Here is a 12,415-nt window from a genome sequence, read left to right as displayed (position 1 = left end):
AAGGTAGAACCACTATGGCTGAACTCGCAACCATTGCCCGCCCTTACGCAGATGCGCTGTTCAAGGCGCAGGGCTCCGACCTGGCTGCTACCGCCCTCTGGCTGGACGCTCTGGCGGCTGTGGCGCAAAACGCCCAGTTGCTCCAGTTTGCCGACAGCCCGAAGGCGAGCGTGGACCAGGTGTTCGACCTGATCGCCGGCGTGGCCGGCAACGACACCGACCCCTTGCCCGCAGCTGCCAGGAATTTCCTGCGCCTCGTGATTGAAAATGGTCGACTGTCTGCGCTGCCCGAGATCGCCGTCCAGTTTCGTTCGCTCAAGAATGCTGCGGGCGGCGTCACCGATGCCACCGTCTTCAGTGCTTTTCCGTTAGACGAGCAGGGTTTGAACGACATTGCAGCAGTGCTGGAAAAGCGCTTCGGGCGCAAGCTCGGCATCAAGGTCGAACTTGATCCGTCGCTGATTGGCGGGATTCGCGCGGTCGTCGGTGACGAGGTGCTGGACACTTCGGTCAAAGCCCGTTTGGAACAAATGAAAATGGCGCTGATCGCCTGAACTGGCGCACGCGCGCAGTCCCGGGTTTTTAGCCAATAACATAGAAAGAAGGAAAGAGTCATGCAACTCAATCCCGCAGAAATTTCTGAACTGATCAAGAGCCGTATCGAAGGCCTCGCCGCAAGCAGCGACATCCGCAACCAGGGCACCGTGGTGTCGGTGGCCGACGGTATTGTCCGCATCCACGGCCTGTCCGATGTGATGCAGGGCGAAATGCTTGAATTCCCTGCCACGGCAGATGGCACGCCCACTTATGGCCTGGCACTGAACCTCGAGCGCGACTCGGTCGGCTCGGTGATTCTGGGCGAGTACGAACACATTGCCGAAGGCGACACCGTCAAGTGCACGGGTCGTATTCTGGAAGTCCCAATCGGCCCTGAACTGCTTGGCCGCGTGGTCAATGCACTGGGTCAGCCGATTGACGGCAAAGGCCCGATCAATGCCAAGTTGAGCGACGTGATTGAAAAGGTCGCGCCCGGCGTGATCGCCCGCAAATCGGTTGACCAGCCTTTGCAAACCGGCCTGAAGTCGGTCGACTCCATGGTGCCTATCGGCCGTGGCCAGCGCGAACTGATCATTGGCGACCGCCAGACCGGCAAGACCGCCGTCGCGATTGACGCCATCATCAACCAAAAGGGCAAGGGCGTCTCGTGCGTCTATGTCGCGATTGGCCAAAAGGCTTCGTCGATCAAGAACGTGGTGCGCTCGCTGGAACAAGCCGGCGCGATGGACTACACCATCGTCGTGGCCGCATCGGCTTCCGAATCGGCCGCCATGCAATACGTCAGCGCCTACTCGGGCTGCACCATGGGCGAATACTTCCGCGACCGTGGCGAAGACGCCTTGATCGTGTATGACGACCTGTCCAAGCAAGCTGTTGCCTACCGCCAGGTGTCGCTGCTGCTGCGCCGTCCACCAGGCCGCGAAGCCTACCCCGGCGACGTGTTCTATCTCCACAGCCGCCTGCTGGAGCGCGCAGCCCGCGTGAATGAGAAGTATGTCGAAGACTTCACCAAGGGCGCCGTGAAAGGCCGGACCGGTTCACTGACCGCGCTGCCGATCATCGAAACGCAAGCCGGCGACGTGTCCGCTTTCGTGCCGACCAACGTGATTTCGATCACCGACGGACAGATTTTCCTGGAAACCAGCCTGTTCAACGCCGGCATCCGCCCCGCGATCAACGCCGGTATCTCGGTGTCGCGCGTCGGTGGCGCCGCCCAGACCAAGCTGATCAAGAACCTGTCCGGCGGTATCCGTACCGACCTGGCCCAGTACCGCGAGCTGGCTGCGTTTGCGCAGTTTGCTTCCGACCTGGACGAAGCCACCCGCAAGCAGCTCGACCGTGGTGCGCGCGTCACCGAGTTGCTCAAGCAGTCGCAGTACGCGCCCTTGTCCATCTCCACCATGGGTGCCACCTTGTTCGCAGTGAACAAGGGCTTCATGGACGATGTGGAGGTCAAGAAGGTACTGGCATTCGAAAGCGGCCTGCACGCCTGGCTCAAGGACAAGCATGCGCCCCTGATGGACAAGCTTGAAACCAACAAGGCCATGGACAAGGATGCCGAGGCCGAGTTGACCACCGCGGTCACTGCGTTCAAGAAATCCTTCGCGTAAAGCAACGGAAACCGAACGATGAGCGCAGCAACAACTCTGAGGATCAGGTCCTTCAAGCAGGGGCCGCGGAACCGGCTTTGCCGGGCCGCAGGCGCAGCGGCCCCCTCGGGGGGCAGCGCATTACACGAAGTGAACAGCGTGGGGGTAATCTAAATGGCAGCAGGCAAGGAAATACGCGGCAAGATCAAGTCGGTGGAAAACACCCGCAAGATCACCAAGGCCATGGAAATGGTGGCCGCCTCCAAGATGCGCAAGGCGCAGGAACGGATGCGCGCGGCCCGCCCTTACAGCGACAAGATTCGCAACATCGCAGCCCACCTGAGTCAGGCGAATCCCGAATACACCCATCCGTTCATGGAGTCCAACGACGCCAAGACGACCGGGTTTATCGTGGTGACGACCGACAAGGGCCTGTGCGGCGGCCTGAACACCAACGTGTTGCGTATCCTGACGACCAAGCTCAAGGACATGCAGGCGGCCGGCGAGGATGCGCAGGCGGTGGCCATTGGCAACAAGGGCCTGGGCTTCCTGAACCGCATTGGCGTCAAGGTAGCGGCGCATGCCACGCAACTGGGCGACAAGCCGCACTTGGACAAGCTGATCGGCCCCGTCAAGGTGCTGCTCGACGCGTACAGCGAAGGCAAGATCAAGGCGGTGTTTCTTTGCTACACCCGCTTCATCAACACGATGAAGCAGGAGTCGGTGGTCGAGCAGCTGCTGCCCCTGACGGCAGACCGCATGCAGGCCGACAAGACCGAGCACGGCTGGGACTATATCTACGAGCCTGACGCGCAAACCGTGATTGACGAGCTGCTGGTTCGCTATGTCGAGGCGCTGGTGTTCCAGGCCGTGGCAGAGAACATGGCTTCCGAACAGTCCGCCCGCATGGTTGCCATGAAGTCGGCTACCGACAATGCCGGCAGCGTGATTGGCGAGCTCAAGCTGATTTACAACAAGACGCGTCAGGCGGCGATCACGAAAGAACTTTCGGAAATCGTTGCCGGTGCTGCAGCGGTTTAAGCCGCCATTCAAGATTTAAAGAACGAAAAGGATTCGGTCATGGCTCAAGAAACTCTAGTGGACACAAGCATCCAGGGCAAGATTGTTCAGTGTATTGGCGCGGTGGTGGACGTGGAGTTTGCCCGTAACCAGATGCCCAAGATTTATGACGCGCTCAAGATGGAAGGCTCAGCCCTGACGCTTGAAGTCCAGCAGCAGCTGGGCGACGGCATTGTGCGCACCATCGCACTGGGCACGTCCGACGGCCTGCGCCGCGGCAACATCGTGTACAACACCGGCGCGAACATCACCGTTCCCGTGGGCAAGGCCACGCTGGGCCGCATCATGGACGTGCTGGGTGCGCCGATTGACGAGCGCGGCCCGGTTGACCAGACGCTGACCGCTCCGATTCACCGCAAGGCCCCGGCCTACGACGAACTGAGCCCATCGCAAGAGCTGCTGGAAACCGGCATCAAGGTGATCGACCTGGTGTGTCCGTTTGCCAAGGGCGGAAAGGTCGGCCTGTTCGGCGGCGCCGGCGTCGGCAAGACCGTGAACATGATGGAGCTGATCAACAATATCGCCAAGGCGCACTCGGGCTTGTCCGTGTTCGCCGGTGTCGGTGAGCGTACCCGCGAAGGCAACGACTTTTATCACGAGATGGCCGATTCCGGCGTCGTGAACCTCGAAAAGCTCGAAGACTCCAAAGTCGCGATGGTCTACGGCCAGATGAACGAGCCTCCAGGCAACCGGCTGCGCGTGGCGCTGACCGGCCTGACGATTGCCGAGTCCTTCCGCGACGAAGGCCGCGACGTGCTGTTCTTCGTGGACAACATCTACCGCTACACGCTGGCCGGCACCGAAGTGTCCGCACTGCTGGGCCGCATGCCTTCCGCCGTGGGCTACCAGCCTACGCTGGCCGAGGAAATGGGCCGCCTGCAAGAGCGCATCACCTCGACCAAGGTCGGTTCGATCACCTCCATCCAGGCCGTTTACGTTCCTGCCGATGACTTGACCGATCCATCGCCCGCCACGACCTTTGCCCACCTTGACTCGACCGTGGTGCTGAGCCGTGACATCGCCTCGCTGGGTATCTACCCAGCGGTCGATCCGCTCGACTCGACCAGCCGCCAGCTGTCGCCAGCAGTGGTCGGTGAAGACCACTACAACACGGCCCGTGCCGTGCAGGGCACGTTGCAGCGCTACAAGGAACTGCGCGACATCATTGCGATTCTGGGCATGGACGAACTCGCGCCTGAAGACAAGCTGGCCGTGGCCCGTGCCCGCAAAATCCAGCGTTTCCTGTCGCAGCCTTTCCACGTCGCTGAAGTGTTCACCGGCTCGCCCGGCAAGTACGTCAGCTTGGCCGAAACCATTCGCGGCTTCAAGATGATCGTGGCAGGCGAGTGCGACCATCTGCCAGAGCAGGCCTTCTACATGGTCGGCACCATCGACGAAGCCTTCGAAAAAGCCAAGAAGATGTAATGAAAGCCGGCGTTCGGACAAGCCCTTGCAGGGTTTGCTCAACGCCAAGTTTTTCTCATCTTTTAAACTGGAATACGTATGAATACCATCCACGTCGATGTCGTCAGCGCAGAAGAGTCCATCTTTTCCGGTGAAGCCCGGTTCGTGGCTCTGCCCGGCGAAGCGGGCGAGCTGGGGATCTACCCGCGCCACACGCCGCTGATCACCCGCATCCGGCCCGGTGCCGTGCGCATTGAAAAGGCCGATGGCACCGAAGAGTTCGTCTTTGTGGCCGGCGGCATTCTCGAAGTGCAGCCCAACTGCGTGACCGTGCTGAGCGATACCGCCATTCGCGGCAAGGACCTGGACGAAGCCAAGGCCACGTCCGCCAAGGCGTTGGCTGAAGAAGCGCTGAAGAACGCCAAGAACGATATCGACATCGCCATGGCCCAGTCCGAGCTGGCCGTCATGGCCGCGCAGATTGCAGCGCTGCGCAAATACCGCCAGAAAAAATAAAAACCAATAAGTGCAGACTTCGGTCTGCAACGGCCTGCATCCGGCAACGGATGCAGGCCATCCGAGCCCCTGCTTAAAACCAGGGGCTTTTTTCATGGCGCTTGAACTCTCCGGGTAATACCCTGATCGCCGGCAAATCGTTTGACCGCGCCCGGCGGGATAAAGGCGCTCGCGCTAGGATGTCGGATGGTGGCCCCGCGCGTGCGCAAGGCCGGAATCTTCATTTCATCTTGAGGAAGCATGAACCTGATCGTGGCCCGGCCTGAAGGCCTGTACTGCCCGCCGGGCGACTTCTACATCGACCCCTGGCGACCGGTTGACAGCGCCGTGATCACCCACGGCCATTCCGACCATGCCCGAACCGGCCATGCGCGCTACCTGGCGCACGAGAAAGGCGAAGGCATCCTTCGCGCCAGGCTGGGCGACATCACCCTTCAGACACTGGCTTACGGCGAGCCGGTCCTGCACAACGGGGTCCGCATCTCGCTGCATCCGGCCGGCCATGTGCTCGGTTCGGCGCAGGTGCGGGTCGAGCACGGTGGTGAAGTCTGGGTGGCCTCGGGCGACTACAAGCTGGAGGATGACGGCACGTGCGAGCCGTTCGAGCCGGTGGCCTGTGACACCTTCATCACCGAATCGACCTTCGGCCTGCCGATCTACCGCTGGCCCGCCCAGCCCGAGCTGTTTGCCGACATCAACGACTGGTGGCGCGGCAACGCGGCGGCGGGGCGCGCGTCGGTGCTGTTCTGCTATGCCTTCGGCAAGGCGCAGCGGCTGCTGCACGGCGTTGACGCGAGCATCGGCCCCATCATCGCGCACGGCGCCGTCGAGCCGCTGAACCGGGTTTACCGGGATGCTGGCGTCAACCTGCCTTCCACTCGGACGGTGGCCGAGGCGGATGCGGGCGCCATCGGCCAGTCGCTGGTGCTGGCGCCGCCGTCGGCGCAGGGAACGCCCTGGATGCGTCGCTTTGGCAACTATTCGGATGCTTTTGCCAGCGGCTGGATGCTATTGCGCGGCGCACGCCGCCGCCGTGGGGTGGATAGGGGCTTCGTGATGTCCGACCATGCCGACTGGCCCGGCCTCCAGCGCGCCATCGACGGCACGGGGGCCGAGCGCGTGTTTGTCACCCATGGCAGCGTCGCGGTGATGGTGCGCTGGCTGCAGGGGCGCGGCCTGGATGCGCAGGGCTTCAAGACCGAGTATGGCGGCGAGGAAGACATCGCCGACCAGGCGACTGCGCCGGCGGCCGGAAAACAGACTGGCATTGCACAGGAAGGCCTGCCGCCCGAGCCTGTGCAATCCACCAGCGATGACGCTTCATGAAAGCTTTTGCGGCCCTTTACCGCGAACTGGACGCCACCACCTCCAGCCTGGCCAAGCAGGCGGCGCTGCAGCGCTACCTGCAGAATGCCACGCCGGCCGATGCGGCATGGGCGGTGTATTTCCTGGCCGGCGGCAAGCCGCGCCAGCTGGTGCCTGCCAAATTGCTGCGCCAGCTGGCGCAGGAGGCCGCCGGCCTGCCCGAGTGGCTGTTCGACGAAAGCTACGATTCGGTCGGCGACCTGGCTGAAACCATGGCGCTGCTGCTTCCGCCGCCCACCAGCAGCCATGACCTCGGCCTGGCGGCCTGGATGGAGCAGCACTTGCTGCCGCTGCGCAAGACGGCGCCCGAAGCCCTGCCGGACCTGCTGCGCCAGCAATGGAGCCGGCTGGCGCTGGACGAGCGGCTGGTGTATTTCAAGCTGATCACCGGTGGCTTTCGCGTCGGCGTGTCGCGGCTGCAGGTCACGCAGGCGCTGGCGGCCGTCGCCGGCGTCGATGCCAAGCGCGTGGCGCAGCGGCTGATGGGCTACACGCACATCAGCGGCCAGCCCGGTGCCGCCGACTATGCCGCGCTGATCGCGCCCGAGAGCAGCGGCGAGTTGAACCAGCAGACCAGCGGCCAGCCGTATCCGTTTTTTCTCGCGCACCCCTTCAACCAGCCGCTGGAACAATTCGATGCCCTGCTGGGGCCGCCGGCGGACTGGATCATCGAATGGAAATGGGACGGCATCCGCGCCCAGCTGGTCAAGCGCGCCGGCCAGGTGTGGCTGTGGTCGCGCGGCGAGGAACTGGTGACCGAGCGCTTTCCCGAACTGGCGGCCATGGGCGCTGCATTGCCCGATGGCACGGTGCTTGATGGTGAAATCGTGGTCTGGCGTGGCCATGAAGATTCACCCGAAGGCCGCGTGCAGCCGTTTGCCGACCTGCAAAAACGCATCGGCCGCAAGACGCTGGGCGCCAAGCTGCTGCGCGATATTCCCGTCGTGCTGCTGGCCTACGACCTGCTCGAATGGCAGCAGCGCGATCTGCGCAGTCTGCCGCAGTCGCAGCGCCGGGCATTTCTTGATGTGCTGCTGGCCGACCTGCGCCATCCCGCGCTGCTGCCAAGTCCTGTCCTCAGTGGCGACAGCTGGCAGGACCTGGCCCGCCAGCGCGAGTCGGCGCGGTCCATGGGCGTCGAAGGGATGATGCTGAAACAACGTGAGGCGCCCTACGGCGTCGGGCGCACCAAGGACGTCGGGCTGTGGTGGAAGTGGAAGATCGACCCGCTCAGCATCGATGCCGTGCTGATCTACGCGCAGCGCGGCCATGGCCGGCGCGCCAGCCTGTACAGCGACTACACCTTTGCCGTGTGGGACGGGCCGCCCGAACAGCTTGAGCGCAAGCTGGTGCCTTTCGCCAAGGCCTATTCCGGCTTGAGCGATGCCGAGATGGCGCGGGTCGATGCCATCGTCCGCAAGACCACGCTGGAGAGCTTCGGCCCGGTGCGCAGCGTCAGGCCGACGCTGGTGTTCGAACTGGGCTTCGAAGGCATCTCCCGTAGCCCGCGCCACAAGAGCGGCATTGCCGTGCGCTTTCCGCGCATGCTGCGCTGGCGAGAAGACAAGCCGGTGCTGGAAGCCGACACGCTGCAAATGCTGTCGGCCCTGTTGCCCGGATGAACATGGCAAAGACGTCGGCGAACGCACAGGCGAAGCAGGCGCTCAATGCCTGGCTGGCCGAGCGCGGCTGGAAGCCTTTCAAGTTCCAGCGCGAGGCCTGGAAGGCCATTGCCGAGGGTCGCTCGGGCCTGCTGCACGCCACGACCGGCGCGGGCAAGACCTACGCGGTCTGGCTCGGTGCCTTGATGTCTTTTAGTGCCCTTGCGCAAGCGGGGCGGGTGAAAGCAGCTATTAAATATATAGCAAAGCCGAAAAAACCGGAAACTGCCCCTTTGACCGTGCTGTGGATCACGCCGATGCGCGCGCTGGCGGCCGACACGCTGCGCGCCTTGCAGCAGCCGCTGGACATCCTGAACGCCGCCGTGAACGACGACGGAACGCCGCGTTTCATCGCCTGGAGCGCTGGCGCGCGCAGCGGCGACACGGCGGCCGGCGAACGCAGCGCCCAGAACCTGCGGCTGCCGACGGTGCTGGTCACCACGCCCGAAAGCCTGTCGCTGCTGCTGGCGCGCGCCGACGCCAAGGAGGCGCTTGGCAGTGTCCGGATGGTCGTGGTTGACGAATGGCACGAACTGCTCGGCAACAAGCGCGGCGTGCAGGTGCAACTGGCATTTGCACGGCTCAAAGCATGGAATAGTGCGAGAGCGATGGACCAGACCACAAGCGCTCCAACCCAGCAGGGGCCGCGGAACCGGCTTTGCCGGGCCGCAGGCGCAGCGGCCCCCTCGGGGGGCAGCGAACCACACGCAGTGGGGAGCGTGGGGGCCATATCCATTTGGGGCATGTCGGCGACGCTGGGCAATTTGCACCAAGCCATGCACACGCTGCTCGGCCATGACGGCGGCGTGCTGATCCAGGGCCAGGTGCCCAAAAAACTGGTCATCGACTCGCTGCTGCCCGAACGCACCGACCGCTTTCCCTGGGCCGGCCACCTGGGCTTGACGATGCTGCCGCAGGTAATCGCGGAAATCGACAAAAGCGGCACCACGCTGGTGTTTGCCAACACCCGTTCGCAGGCCGAGCTCTGGTACCAGGCGATGCTGGAGGCGCGGCCCGACTGGGCCGGCGTGATTGCGCTGCACCACGGCTCGCTCGACCGGGCGGTGCGCGAATGGGTCGAGCTGGGCCTGAAAAACGGCGAACTCAAGGCCGTGGTCTGCACTTCCAGCCTGGACCTGGGCGTTGATTTTTTGCCGGTCGAGCGCGTGCTCCAGATCGGCTCGCCCAAGGGCGTGGCGCGGCTGCTCCAGCGCGCCGGCCGATCCGGCCATGCGCCGGGCCGTCCGTCGCGCATCACGCTGGTGCCCACGCTCGGCATTGAATTGGCCGAAGGCGCGGCGGTGCGGGCGGCGATTGCCGCCGGCCACATCGAGTCGCGCACCTCGCCCAACCAGCCGCTCGACGTGCTGGTGCAGCACCTGGTCACGGTGGCGCTGGGCGGCGGTTTTGTGCCCGATGCCTTGTATGCCGAAGTGCGCGGCGCGGCGGCCTATGCCGGCTTGTCGCGCGAAAACTGGGACTGGTGCCTGTCCTTTGTCGCGCAGGGCGGCCCGTCGCTGGCGGTGTATCCGGACTACCGGCGAGCCGTCCCGGACGGGGAGGGCGTGTGGCGCGTGCCTGATGCCCGGCTGGCGCGGCGCCACCGCATGAACATTGGCACCATCGTCAGCGATGCCAGCATGGCGGTGCAGTATGTCGGCGGCGCAAGAATCGGTACCGTGGAAGAAAGCTTTGCCGCGCGGCTCAAGCCCGGCGATTGCTTCCTGTTTGGCGGCCGGCTGCTGGCGCTGGTGCGCATCCACGAAATGACCGCCTGGGTGCGCCGCGCCACGGGCAAGCGCCCGGCCATTCCGCGCTGGAGCGGCAGCCGGCTGCCGCTGTCCGCCACGTTGGCCGATGCGGTGGTGCGGCAACTGGCGCTGGCGCAGGAAGGGCGCTATGACACGCCTGAACTTGAAGCCATGCGGCCCTTGCTGGAAATCCAGCAGCGCTGGTCCGCCCTGCCGACGCCCGACAGGCTGCTCGCCGAAGTGCTGCAAACCCGCGAAGGCTGGCATCTGTTTGTGTATCCGTTTGCCGGCCGGCAGGTGCATCTGGGACTGGCCAATCTGCTGGCCTGGCGCGTGGCGCAGCATGCGCCGCGAACTTTTTCGATGGCCGTGAACGACTATGGCTTTGAGCTGCTCAGCGCCACCGAGGTGGACTGGCCGGCGCTGCTGCCGCAAGTGCTCAACCCGGATACCCACCCGCCAGTCGAGTGTGGGAGCGACACGATTCAGCAAGCAAGGGCCGCGGAACCGGCTTCGCCGGGCCGCAGGCGCAGCGTCCCCGCCGGGGGGCAGGAAGCTACACGCAGTGAGCGACCATGGGGGCAGCACATTCAGCGTGGCGGCCTACTTCTTGAAGTGCTGGCCAGCCTGAACGCCAGCGAACTGGCGCAGCGCCGGTTCCGCGAAATTGCCCGCGTGTCGGGTCTGGTCTTTCAAGGCTACCCCGGCGAAAAGCGCAGCAACAAGCAGCTTCAGGCTTCATCGTCGCTGTTTTACGAGGTGTTCAGGAAATACGACCCGGCCAACCGGCTGCTGCTGCAGGCCGAGCAGGAACTGCTGTCGCAGGAGCTCGACATTGGCCGTTTGCAGGCAGCGCTGGCCCGCATGAAACGCCAGCATCTGCAGCTTCAGGTGCTGGACCGGCCCACGCCGTTTGCCTTTCCGTTGATGGTCGAGCGCTTCCGGGAACAGTTGTCGAACGAAAGCCTGGCGGACCGGATTGCGCGCATGGTGGCGCAGCTCGACCAGGCGGCTGACGGTCCGGCGGGCCATCAGAATGAAGGCAAGGCCAGCGGCGCCGCTGACGCCGCCGTCGAAAACGTTCGTCTGTCGGTGGCGTTTTCCCAGGACACCTTGTCCCGTCCCTCGGCTGGCCGCGCCAAGGGACGCAGGCCTGGATTGTGATGCTGGCCGAACAAGCTGCACCGGGCCGCCCGCTGGCGATTGAATGCGCCGGCGAGATGCTGTGGCTGCTGCCCGAGCGTGCGCTGTGGTGGCCTGCCGGGCGGGTGCTGTGGGTGGCCGATCTGCACCTGGGCAAGGCGGCGACCTACCGGGCCCTGGGCCAGCCGGTGCCTGCTGGCACCACGCGCGAAAACCTGGCGCGGCTCAGTGCCTTGCTGCACCACTACCAGCCGGCGCAGCTGGTGTTCCTCGGCGACTTTTTGCATGCGGCGCAGGCCAGGACGACTTCCCTGCTGGCGGAACTGGCCGGCTGGCGCCAAGGCCATGCGGCCTTGCCCTGCGTGCTGGTGCGCGGCAACCATGACAGCCGTGCCGGCGATCCGCCGCTGTTACTGGACATCGAAACGGTCGATGAGCCGTGGCCCATCGGGCCTTTCGCCGCCTGCCACCATCCGCAGAAAGTTGCGGCGCGCTACGTGATTGCAGGCCATCTGCATCCGGCACTGACGTTGCGCGGGCCGGGCCGCGACCATCTGCGGCTGCCGTGCTTCAGTTTTGACGAGCGCTGCGCCGTGCTGCCGGCGTTTGGCGAGTTCACCGGCGGCTGGCAGGTCGAGCGCCAGCCGGGGCGCACCCTGTATGCCGTGGGTGGCCAGGCCGTGTGGCGCGTGCCGGCGGGGCGCTGAAAGCCGCCGGCGGCAGGATTTATGAATGAAATATGCCTTTTGCGCACGCCCCGCAAGCGCAAGCAGCTATTGAAACAGTAGCGTTTACGGAGGGGCCATCCGGCGCGGCTTATTGCAGCAGCGGCGTGTCCGGGAGTTCGTTGGGATGGTCCGGGGACGCGTCGGTCCGCTCGAAATGCGCCACCAGCACCGCCGAGGTTTCTTCCAGCGCCTGCGTCAACCCGTCCTCATAGCGTCTTTCACGGAAGGCGCTGGCCATGTGCTCCACCACCGCCTGCCAGTGGCTGTCGCCGACATGGCGCCGCAGGCCCCGGTCGGCAACGATTTCAATCGCGTGCTCGGCCAGCAGCACATAGACCAGCACGCCGTTGTTGTGCTCGGTGTCCCAGACGCGCAGCTTGCCGAACATCGTCACGGCGCGCTGCCGGATCAGCTCGGCCAGCGACGTTTCGCCATTCAGCCGCCAGAGGTAGCTCATGGGCAGCGACGACTCGACGCAGATGCGGATCTGGCCGCTGTGGCGCTGTTCGCTGGCGCCGACGCGTTCGGCCAGGCGATGCACCATGTCGGGCGGAATCGCGCGCCGGGTGTCGGAGACATCGAGCCAGAGGTGCTTGAGGAGCAGGGTGAGCTTGTTCATA

10 protein-coding genes are annotated in these 12,415 nt (G+C 64.5%); 9 read left to right on the top strand and 1 reads right to left on the bottom strand.

Annotated features, from left to right (window positions below):
- The first annotated feature begins 14 nt into the window (after positions 1-14).
- The 9 genes from EC86_RS0114885 to pdeM all read left to right on the top strand — a co-directional run bounded on the left by EC86_RS0114885 (position 15) and on the right by pdeM (position 11,774).
- The gene (locus tag EC86_RS0114885) at positions 15-554 is read left to right on the top strand and encodes a F0F1 ATP synthase subunit delta (protein WP_029526506.1); all 540 of its coding nucleotides are present in this window, start codon (positions 15-17) and stop codon (positions 552-554) included.
- A gap of 60 nt (positions 555-614) precedes the next feature.
- Positions 615-2,168: a F0F1 ATP synthase subunit alpha gene (gene atpA, locus EC86_RS0114880; RefSeq protein ID WP_029526503.1), complete on the top strand. Its 1,554-nt coding sequence runs from the start codon at positions 615-617 to the stop codon at positions 2,166-2,168.
- A gap of 153 nt (positions 2,169-2,321) precedes the next feature.
- The gene (gene atpG / locus EC86_RS0114875) at positions 2,322-3,188 is read left to right on the top strand and encodes a F0F1 ATP synthase subunit gamma (protein ID WP_029526502.1); all 867 of its coding nucleotides are present in this window, start codon (positions 2,322-2,324) and stop codon (positions 3,186-3,188) included.
- Between the two features lie 39 nt (positions 3,189-3,227).
- Positions 3,228-4,652, top strand: a complete 1,425-nt coding sequence (atpD, locus tag EC86_RS0114870) for a F0F1 ATP synthase subunit beta (RefSeq protein ID WP_029526500.1) — start codon at positions 3,228-3,230, stop codon at positions 4,650-4,652.
- Between the two features lie 78 nt (positions 4,653-4,730).
- Positions 4,731-5,147, top strand: coding sequence for a F0F1 ATP synthase subunit epsilon (locus EC86_RS0114865; protein ID WP_029526498.1), 417 nt, complete (start codon positions 4,731-4,733; stop codon positions 5,145-5,147).
- A gap of 240 nt (positions 5,148-5,387) precedes the next feature.
- Complete coding sequence (locus EC86_RS0114860; protein ID WP_029526496.1) at positions 5,388-6,473, top strand: ligase-associated DNA damage response exonuclease; 1,086 nt, start codon at positions 5,388-5,390, stop codon at positions 6,471-6,473.
- Complete coding sequence (locus EC86_RS0114855; protein ID WP_029526495.1) at positions 6,470-8,134, top strand: ATP-dependent DNA ligase; 1,665 nt, start codon at positions 6,470-6,472, stop codon at positions 8,132-8,134. The genes EC86_RS0114860 and EC86_RS0114855 overlap by 4 nt, the downstream gene beginning before the upstream one ends.
- A 2-nt stretch (positions 8,135-8,136) precedes the next feature.
- Positions 8,137-11,088: a ligase-associated DNA damage response DEXH box helicase gene (locus EC86_RS29940; protein ID WP_232229902.1), complete on the top strand. Its 2,952-nt coding sequence runs from the start codon at positions 8,137-8,139 to the stop codon at positions 11,086-11,088.
- Positions 11,088-11,774: a ligase-associated DNA damage response endonuclease PdeM gene (gene pdeM / locus EC86_RS0114845; RefSeq protein ID WP_029526493.1), complete on the top strand. Its 687-nt coding sequence runs from the start codon at positions 11,088-11,090 to the stop codon at positions 11,772-11,774. Before EC86_RS29940 ends, pdeM begins: the two co-directional genes overlap by 1 nt.
- 109 nt (positions 11,775-11,883) lie before the next feature.
- Here the strand turns inward: pdeM and EC86_RS0114840 are convergent, their stop codons facing one another.
- A complete protein-coding gene (locus EC86_RS0114840) occupies positions 11,884-12,414 on the bottom strand; it encodes a TPM domain-containing protein (RefSeq protein ID WP_029526492.1) in 531 nt (176 codons plus the stop codon).
- Position 12,415: the final 1 nt, after the last annotated feature.

It is taken from the genome of Polaromonas glacialis (assembly GCF_000709345.1).
Lineage (GTDB): Bacteria > Pseudomonadota > Gammaproteobacteria > Burkholderiales > Burkholderiaceae_C > Polaromonas > Polaromonas glacialis.
Note: the sequence above shows the minus strand (reverse complement) of the source record. Positions and strands in the feature narration are given on the sequence as shown.